The sequence below is a fragment of the Streptomyces sp. NPDC050704 genome (assembly GCF_040654355.1).
Classification (GTDB): domain Bacteria; phylum Actinomycetota; class Actinomycetes; order Streptomycetales; family Streptomycetaceae; genus Streptomyces.
The window spans coordinates 1-18,897 of the sequence record NZ_JBFAHW010000164.1 but is presented as its reverse complement, the minus strand read 5'-3'; the positions used below and the strand labels follow the sequence as shown (position 1 = coordinate 18,897).

Annotated in this window: 17 protein-coding genes and 1 riboswitch; of the genes, 8 read left to right on the top strand and 9 right to left on the bottom strand. The window is 71.6% G+C overall.

Annotated features, from left to right (window positions below; genetic code table 11):
* The first annotated feature begins 188 nt into the window (after positions 1 to 188).
* A riboswitch (SAM riboswitch) is annotated at positions 189 to 305 on the top strand.
* Between the two features lie 192 nt (positions 306 to 497).
* A complete protein-coding gene (locus tag AB0I18_RS47595; RefSeq protein WP_363112092.1) occupies positions 498 to 1,880 on the top strand; it encodes an aminotransferase class V-fold PLP-dependent enzyme in 1,383 nt (460 codons plus the stop codon).
* Positions 1,881 to 2,023: 143 nt separating this feature from the next.
* Here AB0I18_RS47595 and AB0I18_RS47590 read toward each other — a convergent pair whose 3' ends face one another.
* From AB0I18_RS47590 to AB0I18_RS47560, 7 genes are all read right to left on the bottom strand, one after another.
* Positions 2,024 to 3,214: a glycerate kinase gene (locus AB0I18_RS47590; protein ID WP_363112091.1), complete on the bottom strand. Its 1,191-nt coding sequence runs from the start codon at positions 3,212 to 3,214 to the stop codon at positions 2,024 to 2,026.
* 75 nt (positions 3,215 to 3,289) lie between these two features.
* Positions 3,290 to 4,717 carry an SLC13 family permease gene (locus AB0I18_RS47585; protein WP_363112090.1) on the bottom strand — a complete coding sequence of 476 codons (1,428 nt, stop codon included), beginning with the start codon at positions 4,715 to 4,717 and terminating at the stop codon, positions 3,290 to 3,292.
* A gap of 151 nt (positions 4,718 to 4,868) precedes the next feature.
* A complete protein-coding gene (locus AB0I18_RS47580) occupies positions 4,869 to 5,531 on the bottom strand; it encodes a response regulator transcription factor (RefSeq protein WP_363112089.1) in 663 nt (220 codons plus the stop codon).
* A 28-nt stretch (positions 5,532 to 5,559) separates the two neighbouring features.
* Positions 5,560 to 6,939 carry a HAMP domain-containing sensor histidine kinase gene (locus AB0I18_RS47575; protein ID WP_363112093.1) on the bottom strand — a complete coding sequence of 460 codons (1,380 nt, stop codon included), beginning with the start codon at positions 6,937 to 6,939 and terminating at the stop codon, positions 5,560 to 5,562.
* Positions 6,940 to 7,021: 82 nt separating this feature from the next.
* A complete protein-coding gene (locus tag AB0I18_RS47570) occupies positions 7,022 to 7,309 on the bottom strand; it encodes a small secreted hydrophilic protein (RefSeq protein WP_363112088.1) in 288 nt (95 codons plus the stop codon).
* A 157-nt stretch (positions 7,310 to 7,466) separates the two neighbouring features.
* On the bottom strand, positions 7,467 to 7,748 hold the full coding sequence (locus AB0I18_RS47565) for an Lrp/AsnC ligand binding domain-containing protein (RefSeq protein WP_363112087.1): 282 nt from the start codon (positions 7,746 to 7,748) through the stop codon (positions 7,467 to 7,469).
* Positions 7,745 to 8,476: a rhomboid family intramembrane serine protease gene (locus tag AB0I18_RS47560; protein WP_363112086.1), complete on the bottom strand. Its 732-nt coding sequence runs from the start codon at positions 8,474 to 8,476 to the stop codon at positions 7,745 to 7,747. The genes AB0I18_RS47565 and AB0I18_RS47560 overlap by 4 nt, the downstream gene beginning before the upstream one ends.
* Positions 8,477 to 8,738: 262 nt before the next feature.
* Between AB0I18_RS47560 and AB0I18_RS47555 the strand changes: the two genes are divergently transcribed.
* The 5 genes from AB0I18_RS47555 to AB0I18_RS47535 all read left to right on the top strand — a co-directional run bounded on the left by AB0I18_RS47555 (position 8,739) and on the right by AB0I18_RS47535 (position 14,324).
* On the top strand, positions 8,739 to 8,978 hold the full coding sequence (locus AB0I18_RS47555; RefSeq protein WP_119102962.1) for a hypothetical protein: 240 nt from the start codon (positions 8,739 to 8,741) through the stop codon (positions 8,976 to 8,978).
* Between the two features lie 35 nt (positions 8,979 to 9,013).
* The gene (locus AB0I18_RS47550; protein WP_363112085.1) at positions 9,014 to 10,363 is read left to right on the top strand and encodes an NYN domain-containing protein; all 1,350 of its coding nucleotides are present in this window, start codon (positions 9,014 to 9,016) and stop codon (positions 10,361 to 10,363) included.
* Positions 10,364 to 10,745: 382 nt separating this feature from the next.
* On the top strand, positions 10,746 to 11,801 hold the full coding sequence (locus AB0I18_RS47545) for an NlpC/P60 family protein (RefSeq protein WP_363112084.1): 1,056 nt from the start codon (positions 10,746 to 10,748) through the stop codon (positions 11,799 to 11,801).
* A gap of 250 nt (positions 11,802 to 12,051) precedes the next feature.
* A complete protein-coding gene (locus tag AB0I18_RS47540; RefSeq protein ID WP_363112083.1) occupies positions 12,052 to 13,068 on the top strand; it encodes an NlpC/P60 family protein in 1,017 nt (338 codons plus the stop codon).
* A gap of 32 nt (positions 13,069 to 13,100) precedes the next feature.
* On the top strand, positions 13,101 to 14,324 hold the full coding sequence (locus AB0I18_RS47535) for a hypothetical protein (protein ID WP_363112082.1): 1,224 nt from the start codon (positions 13,101 to 13,103) through the stop codon (positions 14,322 to 14,324).
* Between the two features lie 87 nt (positions 14,325 to 14,411).
* Here the strand turns inward: AB0I18_RS47535 and AB0I18_RS47530 are convergent, their stop codons facing one another.
* Positions 14,412 to 14,936, bottom strand: a complete 525-nt coding sequence (locus AB0I18_RS47530; protein ID WP_363112081.1) for a PadR family transcriptional regulator — start codon at positions 14,934 to 14,936, stop codon at positions 14,412 to 14,414.
* Between the two features lie 95 nt (positions 14,937 to 15,031).
* Between AB0I18_RS47530 and AB0I18_RS47525 the strand changes: the two genes are divergently transcribed.
* Entirely contained in the window at positions 15,032 to 16,339 is a 1,308-nt protein-coding gene (locus AB0I18_RS47525; RefSeq protein ID WP_363112080.1) for an MATE family efflux transporter, read from the top strand.
* Here the strand turns inward: AB0I18_RS47525 and AB0I18_RS47520 are convergent.
* Positions 16,303 to 17,535 carry a glycosyltransferase 87 family protein gene (locus tag AB0I18_RS47520; protein WP_363112079.1) on the bottom strand — a complete coding sequence of 411 codons (1,233 nt, stop codon included), beginning with the start codon at positions 17,533 to 17,535 and terminating at the stop codon, positions 16,303 to 16,305. The two genes, AB0I18_RS47525 and AB0I18_RS47520, sit on opposite strands and share 37 nt — an antisense overlap.
* A 122-nt stretch (positions 17,536 to 17,657) precedes the next feature.
* Here AB0I18_RS47520 and AB0I18_RS47515 point away from each other — a divergent pair, with 122 nt between their 5' ends.
* A complete protein-coding gene (locus tag AB0I18_RS47515; protein WP_363112078.1) occupies positions 17,658 to 18,800 on the top strand; it encodes a glycosyltransferase family 4 protein in 1,143 nt (380 codons plus the stop codon).
* Positions 18,801 to 18,897: the final 97 nt, after the last annotated feature.

Genomic DNA, 18,897 nt, shown 5'->3' with positions numbered 1-18,897 from the left:
GGGCTCTGCCCCAGACCCCGTGTCGTGTGTTGTTGGGTGCGGGTGGGTGGGTGGGTGGGTGGGGGCTGGGCGCACAGTTCCCCGCGCCCCTAGGGGTGGAAGTGGGGCTGCGCCCCTGCTTCCACCCCCGTCCCGGTATTCGGACGTGGGGGTTGCGTCGGGAAGATCGTGTGGCAAGATGCTTGGCAGGTCATGAGCGACAGTCATCAGGCCCCGGCCGACTGTCCGGCAACCCTCCGTCCGTGGCGGGGTGCCCCGGGTGAAGACCAGGCCGTAGGCAGCGAGGTCTACGGCAAGCGCGGACCCCTCGCCCTCTTTCGAGTGGACACAGCCCAGGGGTCCTGGTCGTTCGAGGGAGCCTTCTGTGAGTAAGCGAATGCGATAGGGCGTAGCGCCCCACCTCCGCATGCCCGTTTCACCTTCCCCGCAGCACTTGTCCCGCGCTGAGCCGTATCCGCTCGCGCGGTGATCTCGCCTGACTCTCACAGGAGTTCGCCATGTCTGTCTCCACCGCTGCCGCCGACCGGTCCGTCTGCCGTGACACCGCCGGGGCGCTGCCCGTTCTGGGCCGGGATGTCACGGTCCCGCTCGTCACCGGCGGCGAGGTCACCTACGCCGCGCTCGACTACGCCGCCAGCGCCCCGGCCCTCCAGCGGGTGTGGGACGACGTGGCCGCGTACGCGCCGTACTACGGGAGTGTGCACCGCGGCGCCGGGTACCTGTCGCAGCTGTCCACCGATCTCTTCGAGAACGCCCGTACGACCGTCGCCGAGTTCCTGGACTGCCGGGACGGCGACCAGGTCGTCTTCACCCGCTCCACCACCGACTCGCTGAACCTGCTCGCCGCCGCCCTCCCCGCCGACTGCCAGGTCTTCGTCTTCGAGACCGAGCACCACGCGTCGCTGCTGCCGTGGCGCGGCGCCCGGGTGACGTACCTCGACGCTCCGCGTACGCCGGGCGAGGCCGTCGCGACGCTGGAGCGGGCACTCGCCGAGCGGGACTGCCGGGACACGAACGGACCCGCGCTCGTCTGCGTCACCGGTGCCTCCAACGTCACCGGCGAGATCTGGCCCGTACGGGAGCTGGCCGCCACCGCGCACGCGCACGGTGCGCGGATCGTGCTCGACGCCGCGCAGCTCGCACCCCATCACCCCGTCTCCGTACGGGAGTTGGACGTCGACTGGGTCGCCTTCTCCGGGCACAAGCTGTACGCGCCGTTCGGCTCCGGTGTGCTCGCGGGGCGGTCCGACTGGCTGCGCGAGGCCGAGCCGTATCTCGCGGGCGGTGGCGCCTCGCGGAAGGTCTCGCGGCGTACGGACGGTGGGGTCGACGTGGAGTGGCACGAGACGGCCGCCCGTCACGAGGCCGGGTCGCCGAACGTCATCGGCGTCTACTCCATCGCCTCCGCCTGCAAGGCCCTCACCGAGGCCGGCTTCGACACGCTCGTCGCCCGTGAGCAGTACCTCATCGACACCGTCCGCGCGGGTCTCGCCGAGGTGCCCGAGGTCCGCGTGCTGTCCCTCTTCGGCGACGACGCCCCGCGCGTCGGCGTCATCTCCTTCGTCGTCGACGGCTGGAACAGCTCGCACTTCGCCGCCGCGCTCTCCGCCGAGTACGGCATCGGGGTGCGGGACGGGCTGTTCTGCGCCCACCCCCTCGTACGGACCCTCCTCGGCAGCGACCCGCAGACCCAGGGCGAGTGCGGCGCCCCCGAGGCGGTGCCCGGCGAGAAGTCGCTCAACGCCATTCGGGTCAGCTTCGGGGCGGGCACGCCCGACGAGCACGTGGAGCGGTTCGTCCGGGCCGTGAAGGAGCTCGTGAGCGAGGGCGCGCGCTGGAACTACCGCACGGTGGACGGGCGTTGCGTCCCGGCGGTGTGACCCCGCGGCGGGTGTACCGCGCGTCCGTCCGGCCGCACCCCGCCGACGGGTCCACGGTAGGGAAGATGCGGGGCAAGCGCCACGCGGAGTGCTCGCAGTACTCGCAGTACTACAGCGATCCGCATGCCGGGCTGGGTCCGTCGTTACACCCTCACCTCCCGCGGCAGCCCCGCCCCCAGCAGAATCATCCGCAGCGCCCGCTCGGTCGCGTCCGTGAGGAGTTCGCCGGCGCGTAGGAAGGCCTCCGCGAGGGCCATCGGGGCGGGCAGGATGCCGGTGAAGGCGTCGACGCCCGGTACCGTGTGCGCGCCCTCGCCGAGCGTGCCGGCCAGGACCAGGACCGGGCGTCCGTACAGCTTGGCGCGGCGGGCCACCTCCGCCGGGACCTTGCCGCGCGGCGTCTGCCGGTCTAGGGAGCCCTCGGCGGTGAGGACCAGGTCGGCGCGGGCCAGCCGGGCGTCCAGGTCGAGGTGGTCCAGGAGCACGTCGAAGCGGGGGAGGAGCCGGGCGCCGAGGGCCGCAAGACCCGCGCCCAGGCCGCCCGAGGCGCCGGTGCCCGGGCCGTCGTACAGGTCGGCGGTGACCCGGAGGTCGCGGGTGAGGACGCGCGCCCAGTTCTCCAGTCCGGCGGCCAGGTGCTCGACCTGCGCGGGCGTCGCCCCCTTCTGCGGGCCGAAGACGCGGGCCACGCCCCGCTCGCCGCACAGCACGTTGTACGGGTTGCAGGCGACGAGCAGTTCCACGGTGGACAGGCGCGGGTCGAGGCCGGTGGCGTCGATGCGGTGGAGCCGGGTCAACTCGCCGCCACCCTGCGGGAGTTCGAAGCCGTCCGCGTCCAGCAGCCGGGCCCCGAGGGCCTGCAGGGCCCCGGCGCCCCCGTCCGACGTACCGGAATCACCGCAGCCCACCAGGACGCGGCGTACGCCCGTGTCGAGCGCGGCGCGGATCAGTTCGCCGACGCCGTACGTGGTCGTCGCGCCCGGATCGCGCAGGCCGTGCGGGACGAGCGAGAGCCCGGCGACGGCCGCCATCTCCACGACGGCCGTGCCCCCGGAACCCGAACCCGAACCGGGACCGGCGCCGGAGCCGAGCAGCGCGAAGTGGGTGCCCACGGGCTCGCCGAGCGGCCCGGTGGCGGCCAGGGCGACCAGCCGGCCGCCGGTGGCCGAGGCGAGGGCCCGGGCGGTGCCCTCGCCGCCGTCGACCAGGGGGATCAGGTCGATCTCGGCGTCCGGTACGACACGGCGTACGCCAGCCGCGATGGCCTCGGCGGCGGCCTGGGCGGACAGGGACTCCTTGAAGCCGCTGGGGGCGACGGCGAAACGGGTCAGCATGGACGGGCTCCTTCAGAGCGTCAGGACTGGTCAGAGCGTCAGGGCTCAGAGCGTCAGGACTCGGGGCTTCAGGGGTCAGGGCTTCAGGACGGGCACGCCGAGCAGCGGCCACACGGCGAGGGCGAAGAGCAGGACGAGCGCGGCGGTCAGCGGGGCCAGCACGGCGGACAGCCGCAGCAGGTCGCTCGGGGTGTAGGTCGGGGTGCCGGGGATCTCGGCGAAGAGGGTGACCGGTTTCGCCGAGGCCGGGAGCGTGTGGCAGAAGCCCGCCGCGGCGGTGGACGCCAGGGCGGCCGCCACCGGGTTGACGCCCGCGCCCACGGCCGCCGCGACGACCAGCGGGACCAGCACCGACGAACGGGCCGAGCGGGACTGGAGGACGAGGTGCGCCGCCGTGCTCACGGCGACCACCAGGGCGAGGAACAGCCACGGGTCGACATCGACCGGCAACCCGGAGACCAGCCACTCCGCCGCCCCCGAGTCCGCGAGCGCGACGCCCATCGCCATCGTCGCCGCCATGAAGAGGAGCAGGGCCCAGGGGACGGTCTTCAGGGCGTCCTTCAGCCGTACGGTTCCGAGGGCGGGCGAGGACGCGACGACCGCGCCGATCAGGGCGACGACCGCGGGGGACACCTGGTGGAGCGGCTCGCTGCACCACAGGACGACCACGGTGGCGAGCAGCAGGGCGCAGCGCGACTCGGCCGGCGACCAGGGTCCGGTGACCGGCTGTTCGCTGTGCCGCTGGATGTCATCGGCGGTGATCCGTACGGGACTTCGGCGGTCCGCGCGCCGCGTGGTCGTCAACAGCACGGCCTCGGCGGCCAGATGGGAGGACGCCACCGCCAGCGGCAGCCCGAGCAGCAGCCACTGCGTGAAGCCGATCCGGTCACCGGTCGTCTCCCACAGCACCGACACGGTGATCAGATGCGCACCCGCACCGATCAGGGTCGCCACCGCGGAGAGCAGGATCACGGTCGGGAACAGCAGCGCGAGCATCACGACCAGTCGTTTCCGGTCGGCCAGCGCCTTGGCGAGTGCGAGGAACACCGGCAGCGCGAGCGCCGCCCGGCCGGAGGTCGCGGGGACGGCGAAGGCCGTCACGACCAGGGCGGCCGTGGTCAGATGCACCAGCTGCCGTACGCTCCTGGCCCCGCCCACCAGAAACGCCGCCGTCCGCCCCGCGAGCCCCGTCCGGGTCACCGCCGCCGCGAGCACGAAGGCGCAGATCAGCAGCCAGACCGTCGAGTCACCGAGGGTGCCGAAGAGCGTCTCGCTGCTGATCACGCCGGTCACGGTGAGCGCGAGTCCCGCGCCCAGGGCGATGTACGTGTCGTCGATCGGCGTACCGATCCAGGCACAGGTCGCCAGCGCGAAGACACCGAGCGTCACACGGGCGTCGGCCCCGAGCCCGGGAAAGTTGCCGGGCACGACCAGCAGAGCGCAGAGACTCAGGGCCACGCAGAGGGCGACGGCTTGTCGGATTTGCTGGGAAGTCAAACTCACGACACTCAGAGTTCAGCCGGCCCGTGAGCCCCCAATGAGCCCCACATGAAGGAAGCTTCACGAGCCCGGGGAGGGGGCGCCCCGTAAGGGGCGCGGGGAACGGCGCGACCAGCCGCGTCCGGCCCGCAGCCGTCAAACGACCCCGGATCCCTCACGCAGGAAGGCGGTACCCCATCCCACGAACCGTCTCCACCCGCTCCGCCCCCAGCTTCTTACGAAGCGAACGCACATACACATCAACGATGTTGGACCCAGGATCGAAGTCGTACCCCCACACATGAGACAGGATCTGCTCGCGCGACAAAACCTGCCCCGGATGACGCAGAAACAGCTCAAGAAGCACAAACTCACGGGCGGTCAGGTCAACCGTCCGCTCACCCGCACGAGCCCGCCGCGTACGCAGATCGAGCGTCAGATCACCACCCCGCAACACCGTCACCTCCGGAGCCCGCGCAGCCGTCCGCAGCCGCAGCCGAACCCGCGCGAGGAGCTCCTCGAAACGGAACGGCTTGGTCATCCAGTCGTCCGCGCCGCCCTCCAGACCCGCCACCGTGTCGCGTACGGAGTCCCGGGCGGTCAGCACGATCACCGGGACCGTCACGCGGGCCTCGCGCAGGGCGCGCAGCACCGTGAAGCCGTCCCGGCCGGGCAGCCCGATGTCGAGGATCATCAGGTCGAAGCCGCCGGTCAGCGCGTACTCGTAGGCGGAGTCGCCGTCCGCGACGACGGTCGTGGTGAAGCCGCCCGCGCGCAGGCCCTTCTCGACGAACGAGGCGATCCGCTCCTCGTCCTCGACGATCAGGATCCGGTTCATGTCCGACAGGCCTTTCCGGTACGGGGGTTCATGTGCGGTCCGCCTCAGGTACGAGGTCCAGTGCGAGGACGAAAGTGGCGCCGCCCCCCTCGGTCTCCCGCAGCTGCACCCGACCGCCGCGGTGTCCCTCCGCGATCGCCCGGACGATGGACAGGCCGAGCCCGGCGCCACTGCCCCGGGTGCCGCGCCTGGCGGTGCCCCGGCGGAACCGTTCGAAGATCACTTCGGCGTCCTGCGGCTGCACACCCGGGCCCGAGTCGGCGACGTACAACTCGATGCGGCCGCCGACGACACGCGAGCCGACGCGGATCGACTGGCCGGGGACGGTGTGCTGCACGGCGTTCTGCGCGAGCTGCACCATGGCCTGCGTGATGCGCTGCGGGTCCAGCCGGGCCTCGCCGTCGGCGACTTCGGCCAGCTCCCAGTGGCGCTCGCCGAGGGTGCGGGCCTTGACGAAGACGTCGGCGGTGAGTTCGGCGAGCTGTACGGGCTCGGGCGTGACGAAGTCGGGGCGCTCGGTCTTGGCGAGCAGCAGCAGGTCCTCGACGATGCGGCTCATCCGGTCGAGCTCGTCGGTGACCAGCCGGACCGTCTCCTCGCGCTCGGCCGGATCGTCGCCCATCAGCTCCAGATGGCCGCGCACGATGGTGATCGGGGTGCGCAGCTCGTGGCCCGCGTCGTCGACGAACTCGCGCTGGGCCGCGAAGGCGCGCTCCAGGCGGTCGAGCATCGCGTTGAACGTCTCGGTGAGCGCGGCGATGTCGTCGTGCCCGCGGACCGGGATGCGCCGGGTGAGGTCCTGCTCGGTGAGTTGCGCGGCGGCGGTACGGACCAGGCGTACGGGCTTGAGGATCCGCCCGGCCACCACCCAGCCGATGCCCGTCGTCATCAGCAGCGCCACTCCGGAGATGGCGAGCAGGATGCGGAACACCTCGTCCGCGCGGTCCTGTTCGCGCCCCGGGTGGAAGGCGACGACGAAGGCGGCCTCCGGCTCGCCGCCCGGGCGGGCGATGGCGACCTTGGCCCAGCGGATGTCCCCGGCGGCACGGCGCAGGGTGCCGGTGGAGTCCGCCGACTCGAAGACGGCGCGACGGGCCGCCGCGTCCCGGTGCAGGGGCAGCCCGACCGGGATCTCGCGGTCCTGGACGACCTTCGCGGGATCCGCGCCCGCCCGTCCCACGAGCCCCATCAGCTCCTCGTCCGGGTCGGCGTACTGCCGCTCCAGGAAGACCCGCAGCAGCCGTCCGGGATCGGTGAACGGCCGCCCGGTCCCGGGGTCCACGCCCCGCTCCTCGAAGTTCGCGAACTCGCCCGCCTCCTGGGCGAGTAAACCGCTGACGCGGCTGTCGACGTCCCGCATGAGGATCGAACGGGTGGTCGTCGCCACGGCGGCGAAGGCGACCGCCATCACGAGCAGCAGCCAGAGCAGGATCCGGACCCGGGCGGAGATCCGCCGACGGGCGGGAACGGGAACGGCACCGGGTACGGGCTCAGCCGTCGTCACCGGGTCCGTCGTCGTCCGCTCCGCCACTCGCCCCGCCACCGTTGTCGTCGTCATCGTCGTCACTCACCGGAGGCCGGGAGACGACCTCGTCACTCGGTGTCGGTGTCGGCTTCACGGTCGGGGGAGTCGCCGACGGCGACCCGCTGTCCAGCTCCACCTTGGGCGGCACCTTGGGGGACTCCGGGCTGTCGGTCAGGGCGTAACTGGTAGCGGCGATCCCCAGAGGAATAGCCACAACAGCGGCAAGAGCCGCCATCCGATGAGAGAAGACCATGGGCCCGATGGTGGGGCCCACACTCAGCGGTGAGGATGAGCTGTAGATGAGGAACTCTTCATCTACAGCTCATCCGGCGCCCCTTTAGGGGCGCGGGGAACGGCGCGACCAGCCACGACGGACCCGCACCCGAAAACGCGACCGCCCCGCGAAGCGATCAGTTGTCCAGCCCAATAGCAAACGCAGCCTCAAGATCATGCTGCGAGTACGTCCGGAACGCCACATGCGTATCCGTACCCTCCACCCCCGGGATCTTGCTGATCTGCCCGGGAATGATGTCCGCCAGATCGTCATGGGCCTTCACCCGAACCATGGCGATCAAGTCATAGGTACCGGTCACGGAGAAGACCTCACTGACGGAGTCCAACGCCGCGATCGACTCGGCGATCTCGGGGATCCGGTCCACGCTGGTCTTGATGAGCACGATCGCGGTGATCACGGCTGGGTTTCTCCCTCGGTGGCCGTCGCTGGGGATTTCACTCTAGCCGGACGGCCGTACCTCACCCACGCGGAGAGGAAGCCGAGCGAGAAGCCCAGGAGGTGCGCCAGATAGGCGACCCCCGGGCCCTGGGTCTCGCGGCCCGCCGCCAACCACTGGAGGGACACCCAGAACGGCAGTACGACCCAGGCGGGAAACCGCAGCGGCAGGAAGAAGAGGAACGGGAAGAGACTGGTCACCCGGGCTTTGGGGAACAGGTAAAGGAACGCTCCGAGAACCGCGGAGATCGCCCCGGAGGCGCCGACCAGCGTCTGCGTGGAGTCGGCATGGGCGGCCGCGTAACCGAGCAGGGCGAGATAGCCGCAGCCCACGTAGAAGAGGGCGAACTCGAAGTGGCCCATCCTCTCCTCGGCCATCGCCCCGAAGACATAGAGGAAGAGCATGTTCCCCAGCAGATGCAGCCAGCTGCCGTGCACGAAGAGCGCGGTGGCCGGTGTGACGGCGGCGCGCGGCGCCCCGCTGAACAGTTCGACGGGCACGACACCCCAGCGCTCGAAATAGGCCCGCTGCGCGGAAAGGAGCTCGTCACCGGTGCCGTACGCGGGGCTGAGACCCGAGGCCGGACCGATCAGAAAGACCAGGCAGCACACGGTGATCAGCCCATAGGTCACCGGAGCGGACTCCCCCCTGACCGCCCTGCCGACGACCGCACCCCAGTAACCGATCATGGAACAGAGCATGACGTAACACCCCCGAACGGCACAGGCCGCCTCGCCGCCCGGCGCCCCTTCAGGGGCGCGGGGCTGTGACATATGCGGCTCCGCCGCGCGGGCGCGACCAGCCAAAGACGACCCGCACCTGACAAACGCCCGCCCCTTGGGGCCGCGCTTCCCGCGGAGCGCCCGGTGTGCGTCAGGCCGTAGGGTACGAGCCACGCGTTCCAGGGAAGCTGGTGCGACACGGAGACCAGGAAAGAGAGCGACTGCCACGATGACGGTTCCCCTCCCGACCGCCGAGACCCGCTGGCGCTGCACGCTCTGCGGCAACCTGACGCGGTTCGACGTGACCCGTTCGTCGAAGGTCGTCGAGTACGTGCACCTCGACCTGGCCGGTGAGCCGAACGTCGAGGAGCGCGAGGTGGTCAGTGAGACCATCGAGTCGGTGCGCTGTCGCTGGTGCAACGCGGTGGATCAGGTGGAACTGGTGGACAGGCCGGGCGCCGGCTCCTGACAGGAGCGGGCCCCGCACGGACGATGGGGTGCAGGATGGTGGAGACCACAGGCGGGGAGCCGGACGACGGCACCGCCGAGGTGCTCGACCGCCCGCTGCCCGACGGCGTGCGTCGCAGAGTCGTACAGATCGTCTCGGACGGGTTCGGCGGGCTGACGGTGGCCGAACTGCCCACACAGTTGCGGCAGTACGCCCGGTTCGCCCCCAATCGTCGTGCCAAGTTCGCGGGCAACGCGATGGCGGCGGCCCTGGAGACGGACCCGCTGTTCAGACAGCGCATCGCCGAGAAGCTCAGAGAGGCCCAGCCGGAACTCTGTGGCGCCCTCGACGCGGGCGCGCCGCCCCCGGCCGCGGACCCGCAGGACGTCGCGGCCGCGGCCTATGTGCTGCGGCCCACCGGCTGGGTGAAGCTGGTGACCGCCGCGGGCGAGGAGGCCCTGCGGGCGGACGCCGAGCGCGCCGACGACGAGAGCCGCGCCGAGCTGGAGCGGCTGCGCGAGGAGCTCGCCGAGGCCCGCGGGCAGACCCGTACCGAGACGGAGCGGCTGCGCACGGAGCTGGAGTCGGCGAAGAAGGAAGCCGAATCGCTTCACCGCAAACTGCGCTCGGCCCTCAACGACGTCAAACGCGGCGAGGCCGCCGTGCGCAAGCTGCGCGGCGAGATGGAGGCCGTACGCAGCGAGGGGCAGGCCCAGGTGTCCGCCGCCGAGAGCGAGAGCCGGCGGCTGAAGGCACGTCTGAGCGAGGTCGAGGCCACGCTGGAGGCCACCCGCCGCGCGGCCCGCGAGGGACGCAGCGTCGAGGACATGCGCGTACGGCTGCTGCTCGACACCGTGCTCGACGCGACCCAGGGACTGCGGCGCGAACTCGCCCTGCCGCCCGTGTCGGTACGGCCCGCGGAGACCGTGGACGCCGTCGAACCGGGACGCATGACGCCGAAGGACATCGCGGCCCGGGCGCTGTCCGAGAACGATCCCGCGATCATCGACCAGTTGCTCGCGCTGCCGCAGGCGCATCTGGTCGTCGACGGCTACAACGTCACCAAGACCGGCTATCCGCAGATGCCGCTGGAGAAACAGCGGCTCAGACTCCTCGGCCAGCTCTCGCAGCTCGCCGCCCAGACCGGCGCCGAGGTGACCTGTGTCTTCGACGGGGCCGAGCTGGCCGCCCCGGTGCTGCTCGCGCCGCCGCGCGGGGTGCGGGTGCTGTTCTCCAAGCCGGGCATCACCGCCGACGAGCTGATCCGCCAGCTGGTGCGTGCCGAACCGCCCGGCAGGCCCGTCATCGTCGTCTCCACCGACCGCGAGGTGGCCGATGGGGTGGCCAAGGCGGGGGCACGGCCGGTGGCCTCCGTGGTGCTGCTCAAGCGCCTCTCGCGGAGCTGAGCGACCTCTTCAGGCTCTTCGCGGGGTTGAGTCGGCCGTCTTCCGGGTAGCCGGGTCGACCGCCGTTCGCCGAAGCGGCCGTTCTGCGGTGTACGTCACATAGGCACCAGACGCCCCAAGCGCAACGCATGGGTGTCATGCCCGAATTGGCAGGACCTTCACGCAACGTAGCGTCAAGGGCGCATCACTGCATGTGAGTTGAGTGCAAAGAATGCGGTCGGTGACTGAGATTTTTGTGAGGAGGATTTGAACTGATCACAAGAAGGTCACTAGGGTCAGGCCTCGAACCTTCACTCGGGTGATCACCCACAAGGGGTGACAGTGGAGGGTCACCGCCAACCGGAGTTCTCGGTGGGCGGCTGAGGCAAAGGAGCTCGCCTCCGTGGCGTCCCACCGTCGAGCGAAGCAGCCGAGCCGCACCCGTGTGACCGTGCTCACCACCGCTGCCGCTGCCGCTGTGGCCCTGACCTCGCAGGCGGCCAACGCCGCGCCGAGTGAGAAGCCGAGCAAGGACGAGGTCAAGTCCAAGGTCGACAAGCTCTACGAAGAGGCAGAGGCGGCCACCGAGAAGTACAACGGTGCCAGGGAGAAGTCCGAGAAGCTGGAGAAGCAGATCGGCACCCTGCAGGACAACGTCGCCCGCGGCCAGGAAGAGCTCAACGAGCTGCGTGACGGCCTCGGTCTGATGGCCAGCTCCCAGTACCGCACCGGCGCGATAGACCCGTCGGTCCAGCTCTTCCTCTCCTCCGACCCGGACGACTACCTCGACAAGGCGTCCGCGATGGACCAGTTGAGCGGTCAGCAGGTCGAGACGCTGAAGAAGGTCCAGGAGAAGCAGCGCGGGCTCGCCCAGCAGCGCGAGGAAGCCACCGGCAAGCTCACGGACCTCGCCGACACCCGCGAGACCCTCAAGAAGAAGAAGGACGAGGTCAAGGCCAAGCTGGCCGAGGCCCAGAAGCTCCTCAACACCCTGACGGCGGCGGAGAAGGCGGCCCTCGACGCCCAGGAGGCCCGCGCCAGCCGCAACGCCGAGCGCGATGCCATCGGCAGCGGCGGCACGACCGGCCCCGTCAAGCCCGGCTCCGGCCGTGCCAGCTCGGCGTTCGCCGCGGCCCAGAGCAAGCTCGGCTCGCCCTACGTCTACGGCGCCACCGGCCCCAGCTCCTACGACTGCTCGGGCCTGACCTCCTGGGCGTACGCCCAGGCCGGTGTCGGCATACCGCGCACCTCGGAGGCGCAGTCCCAGACCGGCACCCGCATCAACTCGGTTGGCGACCTCCGCGTCGGCGACCTGGTCTTCTTCTTCAACGACCTGCACCACGTCGGTCTCTACGCCGGCAACGGCCAGATCATCCACGCGCCGCGCAGCGGAACGGTTGTCCGGTACGAGTCGATGGACACGATCGGCGGACCGTTCATGTGGGGCGTCCGCGTCTGATCCGGACCTTCTCCTGGTACGTATCCGGATCCGCTCCGGGTCCGCCGAGAGACCCCTCGCCGCGCCGCCCGAACGGGCGAATTCCCGTGCGTCCCGCTGACCCCGCTCCCCGCCCATGACCTGCGTCTGAGGCGGGGAGTCACGTTGTGTGCACACGAGGGTCTTTGGCCTGCGCGTAGTCGCACGGCTACTGTCTGGCGCGTTTCCCCCAACTCCGGGGGTCCGTCAGCGGAAGGGAGTGCGGCTTCCTGTGGGGTCCCATCGCCGCCTTGCACCGTCCGGCTTCGACCGGGGCGCCCGAGGCGCCACCGTCTGCGTACTGACCGCCGCGGCCGCGGCCCTCGGCGTCCTGCCGGCCGGCGCCGCGCCGCGGGACGACACCCGCGCCGAGGTGGACCGGCTGTACGCACAGGCCGAGCAGGCCACCGAGGCGTTCAACAAGGCCGACGAGCGCGCCGACACACTCCACGACCAGGTGGACACGGCGCAGGACGGGATCGCCAGACAGCAGGAACGCATCAACACGATGCGGGACGCGCTCGGTTCGCTGGCCGGAGCCCAGTACCGCTCGGGCGGTCTCGATCCCTCGCTCGCGCTGATGTTCTCCGACGACCCCGACGAGTACCTCGACAAGGCGGCCGCACTGGACCGGATCGGCTCCCGCCAGGCCGGTGAGCTCAAGGAGCTCCAGGGCGCCATGCGCACCCTCTCCCAGGACCGCGAGGAGGCCACCCGCAAGCTCGCCGAGCTGGAGAAGAGCCGCAAGGCCGTCGCCCGCCACAAGCGGACCGTCGAGCAGAAGCTGGCCAAGGCACGGCAGTTGCTCAACTCGATGCCGGACGCCGACCGCGCCGCGTACGACCGGGCCTCCCGCTCCGGGCGCGGCGAGATCCCGGACCTCGGCGGCGCCGTCCCGTCCTCCGGCCGCGCGGCCGCCGCCGTCGCCGCGGCCCGCTCGGCCGTGGGCCGCCCGTACGTCTGGGGCGCCAGCGGGCCCAGCGGCTTCGACTGTTCGGGCCTCATGCAGTGGTCGTACGGGCAGGCCGGGGTCGGTCTGCCGCGCACCTCGCAGGCCCAGGCGCACGCCGGACAGCAGGTGCCGCTCTCGCAGGCGCGCCCCGGCGACCTGGTCACCTACCGCAGTGACGCCAGCCATGTCGCGATGTACATGGGCAACGGCCAGGTGGTCCACGCGCCGTACCCGGGCGCCCCGGTGCGCTACGACCCGGTGGGCATGATGCCGGTCTCGGCCGTGACGCGCCCCTGACCCATCGGCCCCGGCGCCGTACGATCAGGGTCGTGGCTGGTCGTGGGCGTGCGCCGGGGTGGATGGTGGGGCTGCTGCTCGTCGGCCTGGTCGGCCTGGTCGGCTGCGGTGGCGGCGGAGCGCAGGACCGGGTGGCCGGGGACGTGCAGCGGGTGCTCGACCGGCGGGCGGCGGCCGTGCGCGACGGCAGCGAGACGGCGTTCGTGGCGACGGAGGTGCCGGACTCCGTCACCGCCGGCGAACGGACCGCCGCGCGCGCCGAGTTCGGGAACCTGCGGGCGGTGCCGCTCGCGGACTGGTCGTACCGCGTGACCGGCGTCCGCCGCTCCGGTGACCGCGCCACGGCCGACGCGCAGCTCCGCTACCGCGTCGAGGGCTACGACAAGGCGCCCGTCGTCACGGCCCGCACGCTGAGCCTCACCCGGGCCGACGGCCGGTGGTACGTCGCCGCCGACCGGCCCGCCGAGGACGCCGCCGAGCAACTGTGGGAGCAGGGGGCCGTCGTGGCCGTACGCGGCGAGCGCAGCCTCGTCCTGGGGGTCGGGCGGACCCGCGACGAGCTGCGCGGTTACGCGGCGCTGGCCGACCGCGCGGTGCCCGCCGTGCGGGAGGCGTGGGGCGGCGACTGGTCGGGGCGGGTCGTCGTCCTCGTACCGAAGTCGCTGGAGGGCATGGCGGGGCTGCTCGGGGCGCCCGCGTCCGGGTACCGGGGGATAGCGGCGGTCACCACGGGCGAGGCGGGGGGTTCCGCGAAGGCGCCCGCGGACCGGATCATCGTCAACCCGGACGCGTACGGCGTCCTCGGCGCCTTCGGCCGGCAGGTCGTGCTCACCCACGAGACGACCCACGTCGCGACCCGCTCCTCGACCTCCGCGGCGACCCCGCTGTGGCTCTCCGAGGGGTACGCGGACTGGGTCGGCTACCGCGGCACCGGCCGCTCGGCGACGCAGGCCGCGCCCGAGCTGGCGCGGGCGGTGGCCGAAGGGCGTCTCCCCGCCGCTCTGCCGGAGGACGCGGACTTCGGGTTCGACGGGGACGCCGGGGCGCTGGCGCGGGCCTATGAGGGTGGCTGGCTGGCCTGTCGGTTGATCGCCGAGCGGTGGGGTGAGGTGCGGCTGGGGGAGTTCTACCGGGCCGTGGGGGCGCATGAGAAGCGGGCGGGGGCGGTGGAGGCGGGGATGCGGGAGGTTTTGGGTACGACGCCGGAGGAGTTCACAGGGCTGTGGCGGGCGTATGTACGGGACCGATTGGGGTGAATCGGTCGGCGTGATGTCTGCGGGTCCGTTGTGGCTGGTCGCGCAGTTCCCCGCGCCCCTGACGGGGCGCTGTCGGGCCCTGGATTATCAGTTCTCCAGTTGGTTGACGGCCTCGGTGAGCCATGCCCGTTCCGCCTCGCCCGTCGCCCGGGCCACTCGGAGCATGCCCTGGCGGAAGAGGTCGTCCGTCTCCTCGGCGCGCACGGGGCGTCCGTCTCGGTAGAAGAAGCTCGCGGGTGTGTTGAGGAAGTCCAGGCGCCTGCGGAGTACGGCCGCCTGCTCGTGGTGGTCCGGAAGGTGCCGCAGGAACGCGAGCAGCGTGTTGAAGCGGACCTGGTCGGTGATCTCGACGTCCTTGGGGTGGCGCAGGCGCTCAAGGAGCGTCTCGCGGCCCTTCTCGGTGAGCGACAGCACACGACGCGGGGCCGCGCTCGTGCCGGGCTCGGTGTGCTGCGCCAGCTTCCCCGCGTTCACCAGGCGGGTGATCGCGGGATAGAGGGCCCCGTCGCTGACCGGGCGGACATGACCGCTCAGGGCCTTGATCCGCTCTCTCAACTCATAGCCGTGCAGCGGCTGTTCGCGGAGGAAACCAAGGATCGGCAGCTCCAGCACGGGCACTCCTTTTCGCGCTTGTGCTTGGGACGACCCTCATGTTACCTCTAATCGAGCTACCTCGTTTCGAGGTAGCTCGATTAGAGAGGGGTACCGTGAACGCCCACCGCAAGCAGCTCGTCGCGCTCGCCCGTCCCGTGTACTTCTCCCTGCTCGCGAGCGTCACCGCTGGGATCATCAACACCGTCTGGGTCTCCCGGCTCGGCCCGGACGCCGTCGCGGCCGTCGCCGTCGCCACCAACACGGAGAACGTGCTGCTCGGCGTCGCCCTGGTCTTCGCCTCCGGCACCACCGTCCTGGTCGCACACGCCAGAGGCGCCCGCGACCCGGGCGCGCTACGGGCCGCCGTACGCGGCGGCTGGGCCCTGTGTGCCCTGGTCACCCCGGCGGTCGCGGCCGGCGGCTGGCTGCTGAGGGAACCCCTCGCCCGGCTGGTGCTCGGAGACGACGGGGCCGCGCTCGCCCTAGCCGTCGACTACTTCGCGATCTCCCTGCCGGGGATCGCCGTGTTCTTCGCGCAGAACCTCGTCGACGGCATCCTCAAGGGCACCGGCGACACCCGGACCCCGATGCGGCTGGCCCTGCTCGCCAACGGCCTGATCCTGGTACTCGACCCACTGCTCATCCACGCGTACGGCGTCCGGGGCGCCGCCGCCACCACGGTCCTGTGCCGAGGCGTGGCCCTCGTGGCCGGACTGCTCGCGCTGCGACGGAACGCCGTGCTCCGGGCATCCGCGTCCGCGCGGCCCGCCGAGGCCACCGGGGCCGCACTGCGCCGGACGCTCAGGACCGGGCTGCCCATGTCAGCGGACTTCACCGTGCGACAGACGGGCGCGCTGGTCCTCGTCGCGGTGGTGGCCAGGATCGGGCTGAACGCGGTGGCCGCGTACTCCCTTGCGTACAAGGTCATGTACGTCGCCACGATGGCCTTCTACGCCGTCCGGCAGGCCGCCTCCATCCACACCGCGCACACGCGGGGCGCGGGCAGGGACGAACGGCGGGCCATCGGCCGGCAGGCCGTGCTCGTCTCGGGGGCGCTGGGCCTGCTGGCCGCGGTCCTGCTGATGGTCCTCGCGCCCTGGCTCATGCGGGCTTTCGGCGCCGGGCCCGAAGTCGCCCAGCAAGGCGTGCTGTTCCTGCGCTCTGTCGGGCCGTACCTGGTTCTGACGGCCTGCTGTATCGCGCTCGGCGGGGTCTTCGAGGGCAGCGGCGGCGCACCTGTTCTGCTGCGGGTGACGGTACTCGGCACGGGCGTCCAACTGGCGCTCGCCTGCGCGCTGTCGGGGCTCGGCCTGCCCGGGATCTGTCTCGCGATGGCGCTCGCCATGGCGGTGCAGTGCGCCGTGCTCCTGCCGCGCCTGCGCCGTCAGGAGGCCAGCGTCTCCTGGGTCCGGGTCGGCTGACCGGGCAGCTCGGCCGGGGCCTTGTACGACACCGTGTCGCGCCAGAGGCGTACGGCCGCGGTGACGGTCGCGGCGACCAGCAGGCCGTTGCGGATGACGAGGAGCGTGATGCCCAGTCCGTCGCTGGCCACCACGTGCGCGAACCAGACGGGGAACTCCAGCACGGTGAAGAAGCTGGCCGCCACGACCAGCCAGGCGGGCAGGGCCATCCGGCTGCCGCGGAAGACCAGGCAGACGGCGGCCAGGCCGATCAGCCACACCATGTACTGCGGGCTGATGACCCGGCTGGTGGTCGTGAACATGAGGACCGCCACGAACGCGGCGTCCGCGACCGTGTGCGTCAGGAACCGTGTCGCGCACAGCCGCCACACCACCAGCCAGCCGAAGACGGCCATGGTCAGCACCAGGGCCGCCGTGCTCACCAGGCCGACCCACGGGCCGAGGAACTCCACGGAGCCGTAGTTGAGCAGCACCTCGCCCTGCCAGCCGTGGTGCCGGGCGATGTGGAAGACGAGGGAGCCGAGGGACTCGACCTCGGTCCCGCGGTCGCGCTGGAAGGTCAGGAACGCGAACGCGCCGGGCATCGAGATGGTGAACAGCAGCGCGATCGCTCCGGCCGTCACCGCCGCCGCGCCCCAGGTCCGCCGCCTGGTCGCGCCCAGGAGCAGCAGCGCGGGCCACACCTTCAGCAGCGCGCCGAGGGCGACGAGCGCGCCCATGACCCGCGGATGCCGGGCGCCCGCGAGAAGCGCGGCCACCGCGACGGCCGTCACCATCACGTCGTACCGGGCGTACACCGTCGGCCCGAGCAGCGGGACGCCCACGCCCCACACCCAGGCGCCCCGCATCGACTTCCCGGGGCGCCGGCCCGCGTACAGGAGCAGGGCGAAGGCGACCAGATCGGCGACGAAGGCGAGGACGAAGAACGCCGACGTGTACTCCAGGAACGGCAGCAGCCAGGGGGAGAGGATCGCGAGCGCGGCGGCCGGCGGGTACTGCCAGGTCACGTCCTCCAGCGGGAAGGTGCCGGTGCGCAGGACCTCGTACCAGCCGTGATAGATCGCCGAGACGTCGGTCGTGACGTCCGGGCCGGGGAAGACGTACACCTTGAAGACGAAGAGCAGCAGCATCAGCCTGGTCAGGCCCCAGGTCCCCAGCAGGAGATACGGGAACCTCGCCCCCCTTGCTCCCGTCATGCCACCTGTCCTTCTTCCGTACGGATCCTGTGTGCGGCCATGATTCCCTGTGCGGCTGTGCGAGAGCCATGAAACGCGGCCGTGCGGAACTGCGGGGTGCCGGTTCGGTACTGTCGACGGCGATGCACAAGACCCTGATCGTGACCAACGACTTTCCGCCCAGGCCGGGCGGCATCCAGGCCTTCCTGCACAACATGGCCCTGCGCCTGGACCCCGAACGACTCGTCGTCTACGCCTCCACATGGAAGCGGAGCCGGGAAGGTGTCGAGGCGACGGCCGCCTTCGACACCGAACAGCCCTTCGCCATCGTACGTGACCGAACAACCATGCTACTGCCGACGCCGGGGGTCTCCCAGCGGGCCGTGGGGCTGCTGCGGGAGCACGGCTGTACGTCGGTCTGGTTCGGGGCGGCGGCGCCGCTCGGGCTGCTGGCGCCCGCACTGCGGAAGGCGGGCGCGGAGCGGCTGGTGGCCACCACGCACGGCCATGAGGCGGGCTGGGCCCAGTTGCCTGCGGCCCGCCAACTCCTGGGGAGGATCGGCGAGTCGACGGACACGATCACCTATCTCGGCGAGTACACGCGCTCGCGGATCGCGACCGCGCTGACGCCCGAAGCGGCCTCGCGGATGGTCCAACTCCCGCCCGGTGTCGACGAGAAGACCTTCCATCCGGGATCGGGCGGCGATGTCGTCCGCGCCCGCCTCGGCCTGACCGACCGCCCGGTCGTGGTCTGCGTCTCCCGGCTGGTCCCGCGCAAGGGCCAGGACACCCTCATCCTCGCCATGCCGCGCATCCTGGCGAGCGAGCCGGAGGCGGTGCTGCTGATCGTCGGCGGCGGCCCGTACGAGAGGGACCTGCGCAGACTCGCGTACGAGACCGAGGTCGCCGGCTCCGTCCGCTTCACCGGCGCCGTTCCGTGGGCCGAACTCCCCGCCCACTACGGCGCGGGCGACGTCTTCGCCATGCCCTGCCGGACCCGCCGGGGCGGCCTCGACGTCGAGGGTCTCGGCATCGTCTACCTGGAGGCGTCCGCGACGGGGTTGCCCGTGGTGGCCGGTGACTCCGGGGGTGCGCCGGATGCCGTTCTGGACGGTGAGACGGGCTGGGTTGTCCGGGGTGGCTCCCCGGAGGCGGCGGCGGACCGCATCGTTGCGCTCCTGGGTGACTCGGAGCTGCGGCGGCGGATGGGGGAGCGGGGGCGGGAGTGGGTTGAGGAGAGGTGGCGCTGGGACCTGCTGGCCGAGCGCCTCAAGGAGTTGCTGTAGCGCCTACGGGGGTGCCTCTTCCTGGCTTCCTGCGGCTGCGGGTCGTCGTGGGCTGGTCGCGCAGTTCCCCGCGCCCCTGAGGGGGCTGGGGGTTGGG

Bases quoted from the DNA above. Each gene is read 5' to 3' on its own strand.
- AB0I18_RS47595 (WP_363112092.1), top strand. From the start codon at position 498: ATGTCTGTCTCCACCGCTGCCGCCGACCGGTCCGTCTGCCGTGACACC.
- AB0I18_RS47590 (WP_363112091.1), bottom strand. From the start codon at position 3,214: ATGCTGACCCGTTTCGCCGTCGCCCCCAGCGGCTTCAAGGAGTCCCTG.
- AB0I18_RS47580 (WP_363112089.1), bottom strand. From the start codon at position 5,531: ATGAACCGGATCCTGATCGTCGAGGACGAGGAGCGGATCGCCTCGTTC.
- AB0I18_RS47575 (WP_363112093.1), bottom strand. From the start codon at position 6,939: ATGGCGGTCGCCTTCGCCGCCGTGGCGACGACCACCCGTTCGATCCTC.
- AB0I18_RS47570 (WP_363112088.1), bottom strand. From the start codon at position 7,309: ATGGTCTTCTCTCATCGGATGGCGGCTCTTGCCGCTGTTGTGGCTATT.
- AB0I18_RS47560 (WP_363112086.1), bottom strand. From the start codon at position 8,476: ATGATCGGTTACTGGGGTGCGGTCGTCGGCAGGGCGGTCAGGGGGGAG.
- AB0I18_RS47555 (WP_119102962.1), top strand. From the start codon at position 8,739: ATGACGGTTCCCCTCCCGACCGCCGAGACCCGCTGGCGCTGCACGCTC.
- AB0I18_RS47550 (WP_363112085.1), top strand. From the start codon at position 9,014: ATGGTGGAGACCACAGGCGGGGAGCCGGACGACGGCACCGCCGAGGTG.
- AB0I18_RS47520 (WP_363112079.1), bottom strand. From the start codon at position 17,535: ATGACGGGAGCAAGGGGGGCGAGGTTCCCGTATCTCCTGCTGGGGACC.
- AB0I18_RS47515 (WP_363112078.1), top strand. From the start codon at position 17,658: ATGCACAAGACCCTGATCGTGACCAACGACTTTCCGCCCAGGCCGGGC.